We start from the raw sequence: 21415 nt of genomic DNA, 5'->3' as shown, positions 1-21415 counted from the left end.
AACCACTAAAATACAGGATTTTTCACTTCCTCTCAGATTAACTCAGGCCAGTTCGTCGTCACCAAATTAACAGTTAGGGATTTTTGTCTGTTACCATCTATACAAAACGACGCGCGATTACCCTGCTAAATTTTTGATGTTTTCCAATAGAAAAGGTAAATGTTCTTCTGCTTTTTTCCGCCCCTTAGCTGAATGATTATCAACACAAATAATGCCTCTTTTTAGTTCTTTAATTCCTTGACGAATAGTAGTTCGATTCCAGCCTAACTCCTGTGCAGCAAGGGTTTGTCCCCCATAGCCTAATTCTAAGACTGTTTGCGCCATGAATCTTCTTTTAGCTGCACCTTTTAATTGAAGTGCAGTTTCACTGAGCAATTTCTTGAGGGAATCAGTTAATTCCATATATTCTTAAAAAGAAAAACTTGATTAATAATGTACAGGATTAATTCTACTACAAAATTGGAAGGAGGGGGCAACCATCGATCCCTACCTCCCACACTCCGAGAATGATTATTATTCTTGAGGATGAATAGTTTATTTTTTGGAAGTCCCTCAAGGGGTGACAAAACTTAAGCACTACTCGAACATCTCGACGCTAGATGTTAAGTCTGATTGCCCAGCCATTCTCAACAAGCACTGTTTATTGAGAATGACCGGGGGAACTCTGAAATTTTCGGCTTAGTTGCCGGCAGCTTGCCGCCAACTCACTCCTCTAGATAAGTATTTTGACTCACGCCCCTTCCTCTTTTGAGACGTTGTGACACTTAGGGTGCGGAATGTGGGTTTCAATGACTTTTTCAGCAGACCCTAATTAAATTAGGTCGAGGTCTAACAAGGTTTTTAGATTTATTCGGCCAGCCCTATTTTAATGATCGCTGCCGTTTTCCTGTACCGATCCTAACTGTTGACGCACATCATCGATCGCTAGATTTAACTGGGCAATTTTATCTTCTAAACTGCGGCGGGCCACTTCCATGCCTTCCTCTGGAGTCAAGCGCCCATTGCGGATCTCCTCTAAAAAAGCTTGATTATCCCCATCTCCTAAACCGCGACGGCTGCGATTAGCCAACACTGTCCCCAAAACACCGCCCACTAAACCACCGACAATCGCACCGGCTAAAAAACCGCCCGTAAACCCATCTCGCTGACTCATAATCCCCTTTTCTCCTAATAGGTTCCAAAAGCTCGATCGCCGGCATCGCCCAACCCCGGCACGATGTAACCGCCGCTATTTAATCCTTCATCGATAATAGCCGTATAGATGTTCAAGCTGGGATAATTTTGACTCAATTTCTGTAAAGCCGGCGGGGCAGCCACCACGGAAATCAGGCGAATCAGGGCAGGATCAACGCCTCTGCTGGTAATTTCTGCCATTGCTGTTGAAATTGATCCCCCCGTGGCTAACATCGGTTCAAGAATTAAGACTCTTGTGGCCGGATCAAAACTGGCCGGTAATTTATTTAAATAACAACTCGCCTCTAGGGTTTCCTCATTTCTGGCTAAACCGAGATGATAGGTACTAGCTAGGGGTAAAAGACTTTGCGCCCCTTCCAACAGGGCTAATCCTGCCCGTAAAATCGGGACTACGGCCATCGGTACGCTAGGATCGATAAAAGTAGCGGGACATTCCGCTAGAGGGGTTTTAACGCTAGTTTCCAGGGTCGGCAACCATTGCCGGGCTGCTTCGTAGGTTAACCAGCGCCCTAGTTCCGTCATCGCTGTTTTAAACAGTACCGAGGGGGTATTTTGATCGCGCGCGATCGCTAACCAATGCTTAACCAGAGGATGTTCGGGAACATAGACGCGCAGTTGTAAAACCATGAAAACACTAGAACTCGATCGAGGGCTAAACTTTATCTTATCAGCTTTTTTCTCCCCACTTCCCACTCCCCACTTCCCGCTTCCCAACCCCCAAAACAGAGGTTAAAATAAAAGCAAGTCAGAAGCTTGCGAGCGACTTCTGACTTGGCTAATTTTAACGACGACGGGTTCTTTGTCGTCTCCGGGCTACTGCTTTACGCTTTCTCTTTTCTTGAGGGGTTTCAAAAAATTGATGCTTTTTGATATCCGCATAAATTCCCGCTTTCGCTACCTGTCGCTTAAAACGACGCAGGGCTGATTCGATCGCCTCGTTCTGACCAACTACCACTTGGGTCATTAACCTGATTCACCTCCTGTAATTGCTCTCTGCCTAAAAAATGCCAACTTCTCATTATAGCACAATCTAGGATAAAAAGCGATCCAAGGCGGCCTTTAATTCTTCAATTTCTGTCTCGATACTACCTTCCTGGGCAGCCCGGGCAATACATTCGCTCAGATGTTCGTCGAGAATAATTCTGGCAACGCGATCAATCGCCCCGCGAATAGCGGCAATTTGCATCAAAACTTCGGGACAGGGACGATTTTCCGATACCATCGTCTTGATGCCGCGAATATGTCCTTCGATACGCGAAAGACGGTTAATAATTTGCTTCAGGGAAGCTTCGCTATGGACGTGGGGAGTCCCTTTTGACTCGTGGTCATGGCCCGTCTCGTCGTGGTTGTGAAGGGGGTCGAAAGGGGTAATTTGATTAGTCAAGGGCTTACCGTCAATTCAGTTATACTCTCTAGTGTGCCACAGTTGCGAACCCCAGTCCCTAGGATGGTTTTGTCCGGTTTAAATTTCGGTTTAGGGGTCTTCGGTTTGAAAGAGGGAAGTGGGGAGCAGGTTTTTTAAAGTTCGATTGGGAGTGAGAGATTGAAGCTGGTGATGGGATTTGAACCCGCGACCGGCTGATTACAAATCAGCTGCTCTACCACTGAGCTACACCAGCATTTTTGACCAACCCATTATAACACAAATAGGGCTTGCTGAAAAAGTTTTTCCCGCGGGCAGGGTGTGGGGTTTTAAGCTAAGACCGATTTTAACCGTCTGTCCTTGTTGATCATGTTCATCCCGCTGCTTTCCCTCCCTAGTCCGCGACCGGAAGACTAGGGAGCGATACATAGAGGTTCAATGAGTCAACAGGGATGACCAATAATTAGTTATCAGTGACCATTGACCGTTTAATAAGAGCCAGATTAATCCCCCTATTCCCAAAAGAATAGTCAAGACATAAAACTGTGATTGACCAGAAACATTATACTTTAAGGCACTGCCGCTAAAAATCGTCGCTAAACTGACCAAATTAACCAGACCATCAATAATATAACGATCGAGCCAAGCGGTAATTTTGGACAAGCTCCCCACCGCTAAAACCACGGTAAACTGATAGATGCGATCAAGATAGAAGTCATAAGCGAACAAATCTTGCAGGAATCGCAGGATTAACCCAGTCGGTCTTGCCCAAGCTCGTCTTAACTCTACCGTTAACCCGATAACTAGGCCAATTACTCCAGAGGCCATCAGTAAGGGAAAACCCCAGACAATAGTAAAACTCTGGTTATTAAGGAGAGGATTGGTGAAAGATAGCCAAAAATCCCAACGTAGGGGAATAATCGGGGCCAATAAAGCGATTAAAATCAATGATACCATGGGCAAAGCCATCGGCCAAGCCACTTCCGGGGTGCGATGGGTTTTACTTTGGGTTTGTCCCAAAAAGACTAAACGAAATACCCGGGTGAGATTGACGATGCTAAGACAATTAACAAAGATTAAAACCGCTAATAACCACCAAGGAATCGCCCATTCACCACTTAACCACCGTTTTAACGTCCAAAACATCCCCAGGGGCATTAAAACCGTCATCCCCGCGGAACCCCCTAAAAAAGCCATGGTTGTAGCGGGCATTCTTGCCCAAATTCCCCCCATTTCCGTGATATTTTGGTTACTGGTAGTGAGAATTAATGCTCCTGCGCTCATAAACAATAAAGCTTTTGCGACCGCATGGGAGAATAAAATTAGCAAAGCGATATCCACATGACCTAATCCCACCGCAATAAAGACCAAACCGAGATAGGCACTGGTGGAGTGGCATAAAACCCGTTTAATATCAATTTGGGATAGGGCCATCAGAGAAGTACCGATTGCCGTCATTGTCCCCAACACTATTAAAACATTGGCCGCGATCGGAGATAGGGTAAACACTGGCTGCAGCTTAATTAAAACATAGGCCCCCGCCGAAACCACGATCGAATTCCGCATGATTCCGGCTGGATTTGGTCCCTCCATCGCCTCATCTAGCCACAAATTCAGGGGAAATTGGGCGCATTTACCCGTTGGACCAGCAATAAGGGCTAATCCTAACAAAGTCGCCGTCAGAGGTGGCACAGGGTTATTTACTGCCCAATTTTCTAGCTGAGAAAAACTCAATCCTTCTCCGTAACTGGACAGAGCCACCAAACCCATCAATAAAATAATATCGCCGACGCGCTTGGTTAAAAAGGCATCTCGCGCCGCGGTTACTACCAAAGGTTGAGCATACCAAAAACCGACGAGGAGATAGGTAGAGACCGTTAACATCTCTAGGAAAGCGTAACTGAATAGTAGGGAGTCACTGAGGGCAATTCCCCCCAAAGCTGCCTCAAAAAAGCCCATTAAGCCATAAAATCTTGCCAAAGACCAGTCCTTTTCCATGTAGCCAAGGGCATAGATTTGGGCCAGGAGACTGATGAGGGTAATCAGTTCCAGCGTCCCCAAACTGACGGGAGAAAGTTCGATCGAAAGGGATAAACTAAGATCGGCCACTCTTACCCATTCAAAAGCCAGTTTAATCGTCTCTCGATGCCAAATTTGATTAAAAGCGATCGATCCGTGTATTAATCCTAAGACGGTCATCAATAGGTTAATATAAGCGGCCGGCCGCGGACCGGTGCGACTAATAATGCCTAAAGACCAAGGTAGGGTTAAAATCGAACCAATTAAGCCATAAATGGGAATTAACCAGCAAGTGTCAAGGAATAAATCTTTCATTCAGGGGGTTATCAGTTATCAGTTATCAGTTATCAGTGATCAGTGATCAGTGATCACTGATCACTGATCAGGTTTAAGTTATCAGTTATCAGTGATCAGGTTTAAGTTTTAAGTTTTAAGTTATCAGGTTTAAGTTTTCAATTTTCAACAAATTTAGGCTCTTTCACTGGTTACGGGTTACTGATTACTGGTTACGGGTTACTGATCACTGGTTACTGGTTACTGATCACTGAAAAAGCTGACGGCCATAAAAAACTAACACTCGATCGAGAAAGGATCGAGTTTAGTCAATTTAAGTATTTTACAGTTAATCCCGCGATCAGGCTAAATGCGCTGTAATAAAGATTTACCGTGGGAATCGGTGCTACAGGTGGCAAATAATTGATATTGACGACTAAGAGCGAGAGCTTGTTCGGTTTCCCGTTGACTGGGTAGCCATGGTTTGGGATTGCCATAGGCATAAAAAGCCTCAATACCATCAATACCCAATTCTACCGCCGCCGCTACTAAATCGGCCGCGGGGCGATGGTAACGAAAGGGATGGGCTAGAACCACTAGGGCCCCTGCTTGCCGTAAACTGTTAATGACTCTAGAGGCCAAAGCTAAATCTCCTTCTGGTTTGGCTCTTTGCAGATAGGGAGTCAAAACGGTATGAGTAGGATCGAAACCATAGCCAAGAATATGCACTTCTGCGTCTAAGAGATTCGCCGTAATTTCTACCCCTGTCCAGAGATGGGGTAGAGAACCCTTTAAATGCCGATTTTCTAGCCAAATTTGGGCTTGTCGATAACCTTCGATCGAGTGATGATCGGTAATTGCTAATCCTTTTAGTCCGATGTCTAACGCTTGTCTCATCAAGTCTTGGGGACTCATTTGACCATCGGAGCAATGGGTATGAAGATGGAAATTGTAATGGTAGGGACAACTATCATAGCCGACATTTGCCCACACCGCTTTCAGGGCGAGGGTATCTTGAGCTAGGGGTGGAATTGTAGCAGAAACGACCATGCAGTATTGAGGAACTTTCCCAAAGATTACAAATTGTTAACAATCAGCATAACAAATAGTTACTAATTCTGTACGCAAATATTGCATCTAGAATTAGCTTTGTACGCTTTGACCCGTACTGGGTTAACTACGAACCTCTCTATCGGATTCCCGCTAAAGGCGGCCTCTCCGACTACCTTTCTTCCAATATTTAAGGAACCATTAATATCTGCTCCCTAGAAATAACCCGACGAGCTTCTGAATAGTCCTCTTTTAATTCTCTTGCCTAAATAGCTTTTTTGCTTTTGAATAGACTCTAAGTCCAAGAAACTACATTTAGAGGTATAGCTTTCATTAGTTGTTTTGACCTCTATTCCTACTAAATTTGCTTTATAGGTAAGTTGTTCGATAAACCTTGAATGAGGAATATTTACGAATGACTGGTTATTTCTATCTCCAATATTAAGGTTTTGTTTCCAGCCTTGATTATGACCAATAACTAAAAGGTTAATTTGATGAGCTAGTAATTTATCAATAATATATTTACTAGCGGTGTGGAGGTAATAATCCACCTGGCAATTACGCTTTAAAGTTAAACCTTGTATTCTTTTACTGGTCTTCTGGAGACTGGGTAATTCCGATTTGAGTTTAGCTAGTGTCTTGTTGTACTTTTGATTGCAGGATTTTAAGGCTTTTCCACATACTAAAGTTGGCTGAAATTCGGGAATATTAGAGGTAACAGCAGCTAGGTTATTTAAGCCTAAATCGATAAAAGCATATCTTTCTCCCTCTTGACTTGATGAGGATGGTTGTTCATAGACAATCTCTAAACAATAAGCACCCAATTTAGGAATAATCCTGACCTCTAAGACTTTCTTTAAATTAGTTTTAAATTCTAAATTAGTCCCTGATAGCTTGATTAAACCTTGCTTCAACGCTTTTTTAGAAATGGCTTGATAGTTATAAGTTAAAACGTTTCTACCTTTTTCCTTGTCTTTGTATCTTGGCAACTTAGGCTCTCCTGTAAATTTATCTGGCGATTTTTTGTATTGTTCTTTCGCTTTTTGGTAAGATTTAAAGGTTTTTTCTACTTGCTTTAATACTAACTGACTTACTTTGGCGGGTAAGGCTTGATAATCTGGACTCATTTTTAAGGCATGATGTAACTCAGTCATTGTTAAAAATGGTTGATGTGAAAAGAAAACTTGACGGTTTAAATAAACAGCACAATTATACAGATTCTTCGATAAAAATCCTAATTTATCAATTACTGAATAATTTTTGTGATTAAATTTAATTAGATGTTTTTGAACTAATTTCATCATTCTCCTCAAGGCATTTAATTAAACATTCTGTCTTTCTATTTCGTCGTCTTAATGAGTATAATCGAGCGCAAAATGAGGTAATTATGCTCAGGAAGTCTTGCCTTAAATCGTCTTTTCTTTCTTCTGCTAGATTAACGACCTCTAGATCTCTATTTGTTTGAGTTAAAAGAACTTTCAGATAATTAAACCCTACTCTGCTTAAACGATCTTTATGTTCTACGACAATCAAATTATAATCAGTTTGTTCTAGAAGTTTTAATAATAGCTTTCGATGCTCATTGACTCCACTTCCTACTTCTTTAACTACTCGAACAATTTGATAGCCTTTCGCCCTACAATAAGCTTCCAATCTTTTTGCCTGAGTCTCTAAGTTAGATTGATTTTCTGAACTAGAAACTCGCGCATAAATAGCTACTTTATTTTCACCGCAAGAACGGTCATCTTCAAAAATAATAATTGTTCCTGTAGGAAGACGTTCTCCTTGTAACTGCCCTCGATTCCACATTCTCCAAGCAGTGTCATAACTGATCCCTTTTTTCTTAGCATAATCTGATAGTTTCATGTGAACTGCAACGTAAACTTGTACTAACCATATTAGCAGTTGTTTGCAGTCATTTGCATATATTTTTTACAAAACTTTACAATACCAAAAAAAATTGGGTAGCTGCTGTCACCGGTAATACTAAATCCTGTCTCAAAGGTATGGGAAAGTGGGGAACTAAGGAAAAGGGGGTAGTGATTCGGTAGTAGTGGTAAGCCATCTTGCTTATCTGGACTGAGTCGTGTAGAATATTTACTAATAAAAATAATTGCTTGATAAATGTTGGGGATTTGCTTTTTATGATTGCTATTTTTATCAATAAGTACCTAGGCAAAATTATTTACACATGACGATCATTGCCCCGTAAGGGTTTTAGCTCGATCGGGCAGGTAATTAATTTTGCATGACTACTTATCTTCTCTTGGATAATTAAACTTTGGTTAAATTACGATGAAGATTTAGAACATTGTCTTCTGACAAAAGATTCACAAACTTCTACATCTTGTTGTCCTAAATGTGGTTCTTATCATACCATCAAAAATGGTTCTACACATAATGGCAAGCCGAAACGTCAGTGTAAAGATTGCGGTCAACCGTTTGTGATCAATCCCACTAATAAAACCGTATCTGACGAAACCAAACAATTAATTGATAAACTCCTGCTCGAACGAATTTCCTTGCGAGGAATTGCTAGAGTAACAGGGGTAAGTTGGTCATGGTAACAAAACTATGTCAACAATAAACTGGCGGCTGTCCCCCGTCAAATAAAGGTTTCGGACAAACCAAAAGGCAAATTGGTTATAGAATGTGATGAAATGTGGTCTTTTGTTTTTTCTAAGACGATAAAGGTCTATATTTGGCGGTTAACTGATAGAAATACAAGGGAAATTATTGGTTGCTATGCGCGGAGATAGGAGTCGTCAATCAGCCAAAAAACTTTTGGACAGTTTACCCGGTGTTTACCGACAATGCGCGGTTGCCTACACAGACTTTTGGGAGTCCTATAAGACAGTAATTCCTAGTAAACGTCATCGACCGGTCGGAAAAGAAACTGGTCAAACCAATCCTATTGAAAGATTAAATAATACCTTTCGACAAAGGATTTCTCGGTTGGTGAGAGAGAGTCTATCGTTCTCTAAAAAAATGGAGAATCACGTTGGGGAACCCTTTGGTATTTTATCCATGACTACAATGCACAGCAAAGCAAAGGATTAAGGGTTCTTCGGTTGGTGTTATGCAATAGACGGGGGTTATAAGGGATGGAACCCTTATATAGAAAGGCATTTGGCGATTTTTGTCAATTATTTTTGATCTAGAGCGAACTAATCAATTAAGTCTCTTGCCAGATAAGGATTTAGTCGATTTATGCCCCCCTATCGAACCATACTAAGTAACGAAGAACCGGATTAAGCCGCCATCACTACTACCGAATCACCACCAAAATTCCCCCTCTCCCTCTCCCTAGGGTTTTTAAAAATTGGTGTCTCAGGAATAAGGGATTATTGCTATTATTAACCCTGATTTTGGGCAGTATTGCTCTGGCTTTTATAAACTCACGTCGTTAATTTTTTTGCTGGCGATCGAGCCTTGATATAAATCTAGATCGAACCAGAAAGTTGTGCCAATTCCCACTTCACTAATCAAATTAATTTGACTATAGTGCTTTTCAATAATATTTTTGACGATCGATAATCCTAATCCCGTCCCTTCTAGGGTATGAACGCGATTTTCTACACGATAGAAGCGATCAAATATGGCACTTTGATCCTCGGCATCGATGCCAATACCAGTATCGGATACTTCCACGCGAATTTTGAGAGTTTCTTGGGATTATCTTTGCTTATTTTATAGGCACGAATCACCACTTTACCGCCAGCAGGAGTAAATTTTAGGGAGTTACCGACTAGATTAGTTAATACCTGTAAGAGTAGATCATAATGACCTAAAATTGGTAATAAATTGGCTTCAATTTCCGAGCTTAATTCTAGTCCTTTATCCCTAGCATTGAGTTGATAAGTCCTCAGGGTTTGTTCGATTAATTGTCCGATATCGAGCGCATCTAAGTTATAGTTACGGGAGGATTCTAACCGAGAAAGATCGAGAACATCATTAACTAAACGAGTTAAGCGATCGGTTTCATGATTGGCGGTTTCTAAAAACTCTCTTTTTTCTGTATCGCTGAGATCCTCTCCAAATTCTGTCAGGGTTTCAATAAAAGATTTGATGTTGAATAAAGGGGTTCTTAACTCATGGGAAACATTGCTGATAAATTGACTTTTTGCCTCATTTAATTCTGTTTCTCTGGTGATATCCTGTAGCGTCATAGCAATTCCCCGGACATTCTCCCGATACTGATCGAATACCTGGGTTAACAAAATGCGAATTGTGCAGGGTTTCGGGTGAGTTAAAGATAATCTAAATTCCGCCGGGGAATAGTTATTATTTTCCTGATCAATAACAGCATTTTTCTGATTTTGATTAGCGGATTCTTCTGGTTGGAGGGTTTCTCCTGCCGCAATTTGATAGAGAGGTTTAGTTAGTTTAACCGTTAACTCCGAAGGAAAAAGATGTAGAACATTTTTACCGATAATTTCCTGATCTTCCCAGCCAAATATTTCCCGAGCTGCTGGATTAATTAATAATAATTGAAAGTTAGTATCTAAGAGAATTGCTCCATCAGCAATAGTGGACATTAACGTATCTAGTTTGGCTTTTTCGGCGGTCATTTCTTCGATATTTTGTTCTTCGTATCGTTCTAACTTTTCCGCCATTTCATTAAAACTGAGAATTAATTCCCCTAACTCTCCTCCCAGGGGTAAATCAACGCGCTGCTTAAAATTTCCCGCTGCAATATTTTTGACCCCGACTAATAACTCCTTGATCGGTTTGGTGATAGTTAAAGCATTAAAAACTGCCCCAAGAATCACCATGGCCCAAATCGAGACAAAAACGGCAATAGTAACATCACGGGTTAGATTAGAAGAAGCCACCACAATAGCGTTAGGATTGATCCCGATCGCCAATACTCCCAAATATTTGCCCTCATGATTCAAGGGAACAAAGACATCGGTTACTTCACCGTCGGGGGTTTTATGCTGACGGACGAGGGGAGTTTCCCCATTTTCGCCATAATTTTCCGGTAATTGAATGCGACGCTCGATCGTCAGGGAATTTTTAACTTCGGCGGTAGAATAGGGAATGCCGAAAAATATTTGACCCTCCTCGTTAGCGTAGATCAAATAACGAACACTGGAGGTACTACTATAAAAACGGGCTGAAAAACGGGCTAAATCGGTTAAATTGTCCTCAGCAATCAGAGGGGAGACATTAGCGGCTAATAACAGCCCTAAATCCCGGCCAAAACGGGTATCATTGAGACGGACATCCTGCTGGATCGTGTTAACCGCCCAAAAGGTTAAACCACTCATCAACAAAGAAACGGCTAAAGTAGCCGCAGCCATTAATTTAGTTTGGAGGGTGAATTCGGACCACCAACGGGCGATCGCTTCTCGGAGACTAGGCAGAAAATTAGACACGGTTAGGCAGGATTAATCTGTATTCTTGACTACTCTATCGCTCAAATCGCGGGTTAGCACGATCATCGGAAATTTTGGGTCTGAAACCCCGCCGTTCTAGGTTGGCTTTACGTTAGAATTAAAAGGCCAGTCTCGAAAACCAAGTGGACGGCGCAGCACCTTGAAAACTCGGCTTAGGGGGTTCCGACCAGAAAAGCTTGGCCGGGTAAAAAGTCGCGCGCAACAAGTACAAGAAGCTATAGGCGGTCAACGTACCGTGGGACACAGGGAATCGGGCTTCTGAAATGGGGCGAAAGTCTGTGGACTCTGTGTAAGACAGTACATGGTTTTTTAACTGTGGTATGCGACGGTGGTGGAAGCAGAAACTTAAATCGTGAGGTTTAGGAATCGCCGCACTTTTAGGGCGGCGAGGATGTCAACTTAACTCATTAAACCTCTTGCATAATTAGGGTCTGCTGAAAAAGTTTTTCGTGGGGACAGGGTGTGGGGTGTGGTGCGATTCGTTGGCTAGAAACTAGACAGTAAGACGTTTAGAGGATTAGCCGCTTGGTAAATGTAGTACCTTGATAACTTGATAACCCTACAGGTGCGGGTTAGTAATAACCTTAGTCCTGTCCTCTAGATGCCTAGAGTGACGGCATTTCCTGCTGCTTTAGACTTGGTACATCTGAGGTAGTGAGCGAGGAAAAAAAGCGGTATCTGATAGCCTAAATCAGAAACCCGTTGAGCCAGAACCTATGGATAGCCCTGGGGCGAAGATACGAATTAACCATCGTCAACACCCACGAGCCAAAAGGCTGACAGGCTCGAAACAAAAGTTAACAGAGTTGGGGCTGATAGCTCATACCACTATCAGTAAGGCATTCCCGTTACTCTGTTGTGGACAGTATCATCCTAATGGTTCAACCAATGGTTATAGGGAACGAAGTAACCCTGATTGACTCTGCCCGTTTGGGGCAGTAGGAAACCATCCGCAAGTCAATAGAGGGAGAGGATGTCCTTAAAAGCCAAGGCTTTGAGTAATATCAAAGATATGCTGACAAAGGACGGGTAACTAGGAAGTCTAAGCAACAATCAACGGTCATATACGCCCTAAAACCAACAATCTTGTCTGGTGGGGATACAGCCAAGAGGGTTGAATAGACAAGGAAATAATAATTCCCATTATTATTCTACTAATGACAGTAGCCTAGTTACTCAGGAGCCGGATACGGCGAAAGTCGTAAGTCCGGTTTTGAAGCAGGGGGTGGGAAGGCGACTTCCTGCTCTACTGTAACGGGTGTGGGGTGTGGGGTGTAGGGTGTGGGGTGTAGGGTGTGGGGTGTAGGGTGTGGGGTGTGGGGTGTGGGGTTTTACCAGTTTTGAGGGGGCCAAGTACCTAATTTTCAGGGAAAAAGTCCAGGGATTTTCCCCCGATCACTCCTATATCCAGTACTTTTTGATTGACAAAAGGTCTAAAAGTCTTACCCAACAAGGTTTTAAGATTTATTCAGCCAGCCCTAAATAGACCATTTAACTGATTATTATTCCTTCTTAATTCTCCTGACTACTGACTCCTAACCCTAACAACAATTTTTGATTTTTACAAGAGGTCTATTATTTAAGCTGGCAGTAATCTCACCTAAGTCTCCGAGAAAGTCAAGAAATGCCCAAAAGCGCCAAGAGTTCTAATTTTAGCTACCCCCGGTACTTCTGTGGTGTAAATACTGAACACACCTAGATTTTGCCGTTGACTAGAGGTTTCGATCGCTGGTTTTAAGATTTGATTTTTGATCACATTTCTGGCTGCCACCGGCAAAGAATCGATCGAGCCACAGAGACTGATTTTCTCGCAAGCGATTTTGTCGGCATGAGCGAGGAGTTTTTCGGCGGCGTATTCGCTGTAAAGTTCTTGGGGGGGATTGGTAAATCCCATAATCCCCGCTATTACCCCCAGGGCGATCGCTCCCTTGAAGAAATTACCCCCCATAGCTACTTAGCTCCTTGATTTTGTCTTCTCACTCTAATTTTGACAAGACATTTTCGATCTGGCTAGGGGGCAGTGTTAATTTCTTAAACCAATACCGGGTGCATAGCACTCTAGTACATTTCCTGTGAGACTGCAACTAACTAACAGATAATCACAGTGAGAACAGGCGGTGCTAACGAGATGGTGTTCTAAAATATGCTGTCTTTCGGCAAAATTTCCACAATTAGGACAGCGCACTTGTTGCAGGGTGATCATAGCAAACCTCATTAATTAGTTATCTTTTGTATGTAAAGCTAGTTTTTCTTGATCCCAATCGGTTTAAGTCTATTTTTTCCTTGATCCCCATTATGAACTCGATCATCTGATCTGGCTAGTAATTTTTACTAAACTTTGCAATTTTTCTTGAAAAATTTAATAATTTCTTCCTAGGGTTTTTTACCGTGATCTGATATGTGTCGGTAATTTTGGCGAAGAGAAAGCCGGAAAGTGAACTCTTAAACTGCTGATCCCTTACTGCTATAATTACGGCTGAGATTATTGATTATCCTATGAAGTATGCTCTGGTTCACGAGTGGTTAACCCCAAAAGCGACGGGGGGATCGGAATTAGTGGTTAGGGAGATTTTACAATGTCTAGAGGCGGATTTATACGCTTTGATCGATTTTGAGTCCACTAATCCCGATAGTTATCTCTATGGTCGCTCGATCGGGACAACTTTTCTGCAAAATTTCCCGAAAGCGAGAAATGGCGTACAAAAATACTTACCTTTTCTTCCCTTGGCGATCGAGCAGTTAAATTTAGAGGATTATGATGTAATTTTATCCTCCTCCCATTGTGTGGCTAAAGGGGTTTTAATTCGACCGGATCAGGTTCACATTTGTTATTGTCACACTCCGATGCGTTATGCTTGGGATTTAACTTTTGACTATCTGGCTAATAGTAAGTTAGGACAGGGATTACCCGGTATTTTCACCCGTTATCTTTTGCATGGTTTGCGTCAGTGGGATGTGATTTCTGCTAATCGTGTGGACTATTTTTTGGCTAATTCCCACCACACCGCTAGACGAATTTGGCGCTGTTATCGACGGGAGGCAAAAGTTATTTATCCCCCTGTACAAATCGAGCGTTTTCCCTACCAAGAGAAAAAAGAAGATTTTTATTTAGTAGTTTCTCGTTTGGTTAGTTATAAAAAAGTCCCTTTAATTGTGGAAGCATTTAATCGATTGGGATTACCCTTAATAGTTATTGGAGATGGTCCACAGATGGCTTTAATTCGTCAGTTAGCAAGGGATAATATTCAGATTTTAGGGGCAGTGTCCGATCAAATGGTAGCAGAATATATGTCGAAAGCAAAAGCGTTTATTTATGCTGCCTGTGAGGATTTTGGTATTGCTTTAGTGGAAGCGCAAGCTTGTGGCACTCCCGTGATTGCATTTGCCGCCGGAGGTGCTTTAGAAACCGTGCGGGAGCTGCGGGAAAATTCTCCCCAGGGAACAGGATTACTTTTTGGGGAACAAAATCCCCAATCTTTGGTAGAAGCAGTTAAATATTTTGTCGATCACGGTGATAAAATTGATCCGGAAGATTGTCGGCAACAGGCTAATAGATTTACTCCAGAGGTTTTTAGAAATGCTTACAGTTTGTTTATAGAGGAACATTCAATCTCTAAAAATTATTGCTAACTTTAATTAGAGCAGTTATCTTAAGGGAGAGCTAGGAGGTTTTCGTTTTAGGGAGTCAGTCATTGGTAGTTGATAACAAATTAGGTTACACTTCCTCTTGATGAGAAACTCTGTATTTCACCAATGGTGAGGATGCAGTCAATGCGCCCAAAATGTAATATCATGGATATTTCTCGAAAGTAGCTATCTAGCCAACGCTGATAGCTTACCGTGGTGCTTGTGATGACAGAAAAGCGAGGATTATAGCCGTGCCTTGGAATCGAGTTAATCAATGGGTAGAAAAACGCTCTTTAGGGGCCTTAGAATCAGCTTATCAGAGAGCGCTCAAAATTAAAGCGATCGAAGATAAACATTTTGGGGGACAAAAAATTTCCCCGGCTGCCGTGGGAGGAAAAAGTGTTTATGATTACTTTCAAAGTACCCTAGAGCGAGAATTATTACAGATACGTTTCGATTTAACTCAAGTGCGTCTGGGTAATTTTATCAATCCGCAAACTAACCCAGAAAATAATAACATCTTAGAGACTTTAAAGGCGATCGAGGATATTATCGGTAAATATCGCCTAGATTTAGGGGAATTGCTGCCCCCATTACCGAATAATCAAACCCCAAATCTGCCTAATACCAATCTCACCAGTGATACCTCCAGAGATAAAAATAACCAGGCAATTTCTCCTGCAACCGGTAATAAATTTTTTAACTTCCAGCAAGAATTAACCCCCGAATACGAACAAACCGTTATTAAACAACTCCGTACCCTGCGACAACAGCAACGTATTGCTATTCGTTTTATCCTGATTATTATTTTAGTTCCTCTCTTGGTGCAGGTTATTAGTAGAAACTTTATTTTTAGCCCTATTTTAAACTATTTGGGTGTGGATAGAGCGAAAATATCAGAAGTTTATATTTCTCAGGAAATTGGCGAAAAATATCTCAGGGAATTTGCTAGACTTCAAGAAATTAAAGAAATCAAGCAGGTTTTAGGAGTAGCAAAAGCAGGGCATGAATCAGAAGAAACTTTTCGGGAACAGGTCGAGGAATTATTTAAAGAAGCGGGTTATGAAAGTCAAGATGGTTGGAAAAACTTACTCTCCGATATAACTGGATTAATAGCCTTTATTGCGATCTTAATTTTTGGTCGTCAACAATTGGCAATTATGCGAGCTTATGTTAGTCGTTATTTTCTCAGCTTAAATGATATCACCAAAGCCTTTATCTTTATTCTCTTTACCGATATATTTGTCGGGTTTCACTCGGCGGAGGGTTGGACGGTAATCTTAGAAACTTTGTTCCGGCACTTTGGTTGGCGCGAGAATATTACATTTATTAGCTTGTTTGTGGCCACGGTTCCCGTTATCCTAGATACCATCTTTAAACTATTAATATTTAATTATCTGACTCGTAAATCTCCCACTGCCGCAACTATCCTAGAAAAGATGAACCAGTAACGCCCTATGATCCTTAGTATTGCCGATACCTTCATTAAAAGACCCGTTCTGACCACAGTTTGCTCGATTTTAATCGTTTTGATCGGAGCGATCGCTGTTCCCTTTTTACCCCTAGAAAAACTGCCCCAGTTGGCATTTATTCAGGTAGCGGTAAATGCCAACTATTTGGGAACCGATGCCAAAACCGTACAGGATAACGTTACCACGGTACTCGATCGCCAGATTAACGGGACAGAACAGATTGTTTATATGCAGTCCCAGAGTACCAACACCGGACAAAGTACGGTGAATGTTTTTTTCCCGGTGGAAATGGATCGTAACATTGCCCAAGTCTTGGTACAAAACCGTGTCAGTACTGCGGCCGCTAGTTTACCGGAAGAAGTGAACCGGCAGGGGGTGACAACCAATACCCAATCCCCCAGCGTTACCCTTGCCTACGGGATTTCCGCCAAACCGGATGAAAAGGGCAATTATCCCTACGATACGGTCTTTTTAAGTAACTTTGTCGATCGGGTCATCGATGCCGAGATTCGCCGGATCGAGGGGGTTGGTAGTACAACAATCATCGGGGAGAGGGAATACGCCCTACGTTTTTGGCTTAATCCCGATGCTTTAGCCGCTAGGGGTGTATCGGCGGAACAAGTAGTACAGGCGATCCGAGAACAGAATATTCAGGTGGGTGCGGGGACAATTGGCGGTGATCCTAGTCCCGAAGAGCAGCAATTCCAGATCGCCATTCGCGCCGTTGGTAGGGTGGCCACCGGGGAGGAAGCGGAAAATATTGTCGTCAAAGTCGGGGAAAATGGCGATTTAATCCGAATTAAAGACGTAGGACGCGCAGAAATCGGAGCCGAAAGCTACAGTACCGCCGCCTATTTCGACAAATCCCCCGCCGTTGTCTATATCGTCTATCAGTTACCCGGTTCCAACGCTTGGAATACTGCCAAACTGGTAAAAGAAAAAATGGCGGAACTAGAACCAAGTTTCCCCCCGGGGTTAAATATCGCCATTACCCTCGATAATACCGCCTTTGTCGCCGCTTCCCTAGAAGAAGCCTTTGGCACTCTGGTGGAGGCGATTTTACTGGTTATTCTCGTCATTTTTATCTTCCTTCAGGATTGGCGCACCACGATCATTCCGGCGATCGCTATTCCCGTATCTTTGATCGGAACCATGGCCGTCGCCCTGGCTTTAGGCTATTCTCTCAATAACCTCTCCTTGTTTGCCGTCATTCTAGCCACCGGTTTAGTGGTGGACGACGGCATCGTGATCGTAGAAGCGGTATCGGAAAAATTACGGCAGGGAATGCGGCCATTTCAAGCTGCCCTCGATGCCATGGGTGAGTTAACCTCGGCGGTGATCGCCAGTTCTCTTGTACTGCTGGCAGTTTTTATTCCCGTCACCTTCTTCCCCGGTACGGTGGGGATCGTTTATCGACAATTTGCCGTCATCATCTCCGCTTCAATTATCATCTCCACCTTTAACGCCCTCAGTTTTTCCCCCACCATGTCGGCGATTATCATGAAACCGCCCCAAGGCACCCGCGGCCCCTTGGGACTGTTTTTCGAGGGCTTTAATCGGGGTTTCAACGCAGTTAAAGAGGGCTATCGACGCTCGATCGAATTTCTGATCCGCATCCGTTTTTTAGTGTTACCCTTCTTTATCGCCGCCCTCTTTCTCACAGCTTGGAGTTATAGCACCACTCCCCAGGGTTTTATCCCCGAAGAAGACCAAGGTTATGCCTTCGTTTTGGTGCAAGCACCCCCCGGGGTTTCCCTGCGCTACACCGACCAGGTTATCCGTCAGATTAACGAAGAAATTCTCGACGGTATCGAAGAAATCGAACACTTTGTCGGTATGGCGGGCTTTAGTTTTGCTGGAAGTGGTAGCAACCAAGGGCTATTTTTTGTCAAGTTAAAAGAATGGTCGGAACGGCCCGGCGAAGATAAGTCGGTTTTCGGGGTTCTGCGGAAAATTAACCAACAATTAGCCACTAAAGTCCCAGATGCTCGCGCTTTCGCCGTTAATGCGCCCCCCGTGGATGGATTAAGTTCTACCGGCGGTTTCGAGTTATTTATCCAAAACCGCGCTTCTTTCCCCATGGACGCTTTGATTGCCAACGCTAATAACGTCATGGCCGAGGCCCGAACAAGACCGGAATTATCGGGAATTTTCACCCAATTTACCACCGACACGCCGATGCTGGAACTTTCCATCAATCGCAACCAGCTACAGGCGCAAAACGTCGATATGCAGGCCGTTTTCGGTACCCTGCAAACCTATCTCGGTTCCAACTTCGTCAACCAATTCGTCTTAGGCGATCGCTTGTATCGAGTCTTTGCCCAAGCAGAAGCGGATTATCGCTCTAATCCTGAAGATATTAACCGTCTTTACGTCCGTTCCCGTACCGGGGCCAATATTCCCCTATCGGGTTTGGTTAGCGTCAAACGCTTCACCTATCCACCGATTATCACTAACTTTAACCTCTATCCCTCGATTAACGTTCAGGGTAGTCCCGCCCCCGGTTTTAGTACGGGACAGGCGATCGCAGTGATGGAAGATGTTTGTCGGAAAGTCCTGCAGCCCGGTTTCGGTTACGCTTGGACGGGTACAGCTTTCCAAGAAAAAACTTCCGCCGGGGCTGCCCCAGTTATCTTCGGATTAGCCTTTATCGTGGTTTTCCTCGTCCTTGCGGCCCAGTACGAAAGCTACATTGACCCGATTATCATCATGATTACGGTTCCCCTAGCGATCCTAGGTGCCATGGGGGCCTTACTGTTGCGGGCGAATTTCCTACAAGTGGGTAGTCTCTTCCCGGCGGTGAATAATAATATCTATGCTCAGGTGGCTTTGGTCATGTTGATCGGTTTAGCGGCTAAAAATGCCATCTTGATCGTGGAATTCGCTAACCAGTCCCGTACTTTGGGTTTAAGTATTCCCGATGCGGCAGCCCGGGCCTCGACGGAACGCTTAAGACCGATTCTGATGACGGCTATTTCCGGTTTAGTCGGTTTCTTGCCCTTGGTTATCGCTTCCGGTGCCGGAGCGATGAGTCGTTGGTCCCTGGGAACTGCAATCCTAGGCGGTTATCTGATTTCCACGGTGTTGAGTTTATTTCTCGTCCCGGTGTTGTATGTGCTGATCAAACAGTTCGAGGCCCGATTCCTCTCCTCGAAACCCCCCAAAGGTGGCGATTCTGGCGGCAAAAAAACCCCTTCTCTCGATGGGGAAAGGAATACATCAGAAACCCCGATAGAAGAAGGGGCCATTTCCTCTTTGAAAATCTCTCCTCAGTCCCCGAATGACTAGGGTGTTAGGTTTTAGGGTTTTAGGGTTTTAGGGTTTTGGGGTTTTAGGGTATTAGTTGAAATTCCCCCACCTCCCCACTTCCCCACCCCCCCACTTCCCCACACCCCACACCCCACACCCCACACCCCATCTCTGATAACTGAAAATAATGAGTCTAGAATCTACTGCTAACGAAGCGATCGCTCATAATTTAGAGCAATTCCTGCTAGTTTTGACCATTTCCTTGAGTGTCGCCACTTTATCGAGAACCGTTGCCTTCCTCCGCAAAATTCCCTACACCCTGCTGTTAGTTATTGTCGGTATGGGTTTAGCTTTTTTAGATTTGCGTCTAGTTAATCTTTCCCCGGAATTAATTCTGGAAATTTTTCTGCCTCCCCTCCTTTTTGAAGCCGCTTGGAATATTCCTTGGGCTAAATTAAAGGAATATTGGGTTACTATCGTCCTTTTTGCCGTTATCGGGGTAATTATCTCCGTTTTGGGAGTCGCCTATCCCCTACATATCTTTGCTAATTTACCCCTATCGATCGCTTTTCTGTTGGGTGCTGCCCTAGCTGCCACCGATCCCGTCTCTGTGATTGCCCTATTTAAAGAATTGGGGGCTAGTAAAAAACTAACGATCCTGATGGAAGGGGAAAGTCTCTTTAATGATGGGGTCGCTGTGGTCGCTTTCGTCCTCTTGGTGGGTATTCCCTTGGGAGTCGATACCTTTTCCGTCCCGGTGACGATCGCTCGTTTCTGCACCTTTGTGGGGATTGGGATCGGTGTCGGTTGCGTGATCGGTTTCGGCATTTCCTACCTTACCCAACGCTTTGATCTGCCTTTTGTGGAACAGTCTCTGACTCTAGTTTCTGCATACGGAACCTATCTCGTCACGGAAAAATTAGGCGGATCCGGTGTGATTGGGGTGGTAATTGTCGGGATTATTCTCGGTAATCTCGGTTCGCGCATTGGTATGAGTCCCCGCACGCGCCTGGTAGTTAGCGAATTTTGGGAATTTATCGCCTTTTTTGTCAATTCTATCATCTTTTTACTGATCGGCGATCAAACTCGTTTTGAGAGTCTTGGTAGTCACTTAACCGGTATTTTAATAGCGATCGCCGCTATGGTGGTTTCCCGTTTGCTGTCCATTTTTGGACTAGGGGAATTAGTAACCTAATTACGGGCAATAGGATCAGTTTTAAGGAAAGAACGGTGTTATGGTGGGGAGGATTGCGCGGTTCGGTTTCGATCGCCCTAGCGTTAAGTGTTCCTACGTCTATCCCCTACCGTCAAGAAATTATTGACGTGGTTTTTGGGGTGGTTTTATTTACTTTATTGGTGCAAGGATTATCTATACAATGGCTGTTAAATGCCCTCAATCTTATCGGTGATCAACCGATTCGGAGCGAATATTCGGCCTTAATTGCTCGTCAGATTGCCTTAACTAGGGTGTCTAATTATCTGCAACAACCAGAACGTTTTCCCGATATCGATCCCGAATTTTATCGCCACAAAAAAACTCTGGTGGAAGGACAATTAAAGTCCTTGCGGGATCAGTTGCAAAAATTACTACAGGAACATCCACAATTAAAAGATGTGGTGGCCGAACAATTTCAAGATACTTTACTCGATATCGAAGCTAATACCTACGCAGAATTAATTCGAGCCGGTCGTTTAAATGAAAATCTCGTTCCCCTTTTAGTGGAGGTAGAAGAAGAAAAAGAGATGGTTTAATGATCAAGTCATGG

12 protein-coding genes, 1 tRNA gene and 5 pseudogenes are annotated in these 21415 nt (G+C 43.5%); 5 read left to right on the top strand and 13 right to left on the bottom strand.

Annotation, left to right across the window (positions count from 1 at the left end):
- Window positions 1-126: 126 nt before the first annotated feature.
- From VL20_RS20290 to VL20_RS20245, 10 genes and pseudogenes are all read right to left on the bottom strand, one after another.
- Window positions 127-402: pseudogene (locus tag VL20_RS20290) on the bottom strand (ISAzo13-like element ISMae28 family transposase); the annotation flags it as partial.
- 463 nt (window positions 403-865) lie between these two features.
- Complete coding sequence (locus tag VL20_RS20285) at window positions 866-1153, bottom strand: ssl2009 family thylakoid membrane protein (protein WP_002790084.1); 288 nt, start codon at window positions 1151-1153, stop codon at window positions 866-868.
- A 14-nt stretch (window positions 1154-1167) separates the two neighbouring features.
- Window positions 1168-1821: a uracil phosphoribosyltransferase gene (gene upp / locus VL20_RS20280; protein WP_002790085.1), complete on the bottom strand. Its 654-nt coding sequence runs from the start codon at window positions 1819-1821 to the stop codon at window positions 1168-1170.
- A gap of 154 nt (window positions 1822-1975) precedes the next feature.
- Entirely contained in the window at window positions 1976-2158 is a 183-nt protein-coding gene (gene rpsU, locus VL20_RS20275; protein WP_002738938.1) for a 30S ribosomal protein S21, read from the bottom strand.
- 66 nt (window positions 2159-2224) lie between these two features.
- Window positions 2225-2578 (bottom strand): metal-sensing transcriptional repressor, encoded by a 354-nt coding sequence (locus tag VL20_RS20270; RefSeq protein ID WP_128575267.1) that lies wholly within the window; start codon window positions 2576-2578, stop codon window positions 2225-2227.
- 163 nt (window positions 2579-2741) lie between these two features.
- Window positions 2742-2813 (bottom strand) — tRNA-Thr (locus VL20_RS20265).
- 179 nt (window positions 2814-2992) lie between these two features.
- A complete protein-coding gene (locus tag VL20_RS20260) occupies window positions 2993-4891 on the bottom strand; it encodes an NAD(P)H-quinone oxidoreductase subunit F (protein WP_002790087.1) in 1899 nt (632 codons plus the stop codon).
- Between the two features lie 324 nt (window positions 4892-5215).
- A complete protein-coding gene (locus VL20_RS20255; protein WP_002790088.1) occupies window positions 5216-5899 on the bottom strand; it encodes a PHP domain-containing protein in 684 nt (227 codons plus the stop codon).
- A gap of 62 nt (window positions 5900-5961) precedes the next feature.
- Window positions 5962-7200: pseudogene (locus VL20_RS20250) on the bottom strand (RNA-guided endonuclease InsQ/TnpB family protein).
- On the bottom strand, window positions 7172-7765 hold the full coding sequence (locus VL20_RS20245) for an IS607 family transposase (RefSeq protein WP_052277595.1): 594 nt from the start codon (window positions 7763-7765) through the stop codon (window positions 7172-7174). Before VL20_RS20245 ends, VL20_RS20250 begins: the two are co-directional and overlap by 29 nt.
- A gap of 452 nt (window positions 7766-8217) precedes the next feature.
- Here VL20_RS20245 and VL20_RS29695 point away from each other — a divergent pair.
- Window positions 8218-9000: pseudogene (locus tag VL20_RS29695) on the top strand (IS1 family transposase).
- Window positions 9001-9289: 289 nt separating this feature from the next.
- Here the strand turns inward: VL20_RS29695 and nblS are convergent.
- The 3 genes and pseudogenes from nblS to VL20_RS20225 all read right to left on the bottom strand — a co-directional run bounded on the left by nblS (window position 9290) and on the right by VL20_RS20225 (window position 13504).
- Window positions 9290-11280, bottom strand: a pseudogene (nblS, locus tag VL20_RS20235) (two-component system sensor histidine kinase NblS).
- Window positions 11281-12901: 1621 nt separating this feature from the next.
- Window positions 12902-13249: a DUF4359 domain-containing protein gene (locus VL20_RS20230; protein ID WP_002762448.1), complete on the bottom strand. Its 348-nt coding sequence runs from the start codon at window positions 13247-13249 to the stop codon at window positions 12902-12904.
- Between the two features lie 75 nt (window positions 13250-13324).
- Window positions 13325-13504, bottom strand: coding sequence for a hypothetical protein (locus VL20_RS20225; RefSeq protein WP_002738058.1), 180 nt, complete (start codon window positions 13502-13504; stop codon window positions 13325-13327).
- Window positions 13505-13797: 293 nt separating this feature from the next.
- On the opposite strand from VL20_RS20225, the gene VL20_RS20220 reads away from it, so the two are divergent.
- From VL20_RS20220 to VL20_RS20205, 4 genes and pseudogenes are all read left to right on the top strand, one after another.
- Complete coding sequence (locus tag VL20_RS20220) at window positions 13798-14931, top strand: glycosyltransferase (protein ID WP_052277593.1); 1134 nt, start codon at window positions 13798-13800, stop codon at window positions 14929-14931.
- A gap of 248 nt (window positions 14932-15179) precedes the next feature.
- Entirely contained in the window at window positions 15180-16379 is a 1200-nt protein-coding gene (locus tag VL20_RS20215; RefSeq protein ID WP_052277592.1) for a hypothetical protein, read from the top strand.
- 6 nt (window positions 16380-16385) lie between these two features.
- Entirely contained in the window at window positions 16386-19688 is a 3303-nt protein-coding gene (locus tag VL20_RS20210) for an efflux RND transporter permease subunit (RefSeq protein ID WP_052277591.1), read from the top strand.
- A gap of 148 nt (window positions 19689-19836) precedes the next feature.
- A pseudogene (locus VL20_RS20205) lies at window positions 19837-21401 on the top strand (cation:proton antiporter).
- Window positions 21402-21415: the final 14 nt, after the last annotated feature.

The sequence above is a fragment of the Microcystis panniformis FACHB-1757 genome (genome assembly GCF_001264245.1).
GTDB lineage: Bacteria > Cyanobacteriota > Cyanobacteriia > Cyanobacteriales > Microcystaceae > Microcystis > Microcystis panniformis.
This window is presented reverse-complemented; position numbering and strand designations above follow the sequence as displayed.

Excerpts from the sequence above, each read along its gene's own strand:
- VL20_RS20285 (WP_002790084.1), bottom strand. The coding sequence starts at position 1,153 with ATGAGTCAGCGAGATGGGTTTACGGGCGGTTTTTTAGCCGGTGCGATT.
- upp (WP_002790085.1), bottom strand. The coding sequence starts at position 1,821 with ATGGTTTTACAACTGCGCGTCTATGTTCCCGAACATCCTCTGGTTAAG.
- rpsU (WP_002738938.1), bottom strand. The coding sequence starts at position 2,158 with ATGACCCAAGTGGTAGTTGGTCAGAACGAGGCGATCGAATCAGCCCTG.
- VL20_RS20260 (WP_002790087.1), bottom strand. The coding sequence starts at position 4,891 with ATGAAAGATTTATTCCTTGACACTTGCTGGTTAATTCCCATTTATGGC.
- VL20_RS20255 (WP_002790088.1), bottom strand. The coding sequence starts at position 5,899 with ATGGTCGTTTCTGCTACAATTCCACCCCTAGCTCAAGATACCCTCGCC.
- VL20_RS20245 (WP_052277595.1), bottom strand. The coding sequence starts at position 7,765 with ATGAAACTATCAGATTATGCTAAGAAAAAAGGGATCAGTTATGACACT.
- VL20_RS20230 (WP_002762448.1), bottom strand. The coding sequence starts at position 13,249 with ATGGGGGGTAATTTCTTCAAGGGAGCGATCGCCCTGGGGGTAATAGCG.
- VL20_RS20225 (WP_002738058.1), bottom strand. The coding sequence starts at position 13,504 with ATGATCACCCTGCAACAAGTGCGCTGTCCTAATTGTGGAAATTTTGCC.
- VL20_RS20220 (WP_052277593.1), top strand. The coding sequence starts at position 13,798 with ATGAAGTATGCTCTGGTTCACGAGTGGTTAACCCCAAAAGCGACGGGG.
- VL20_RS20210 (WP_052277591.1), top strand. The coding sequence starts at position 16,386 with ATGATCCTTAGTATTGCCGATACCTTCATTAAAAGACCCGTTCTGACC.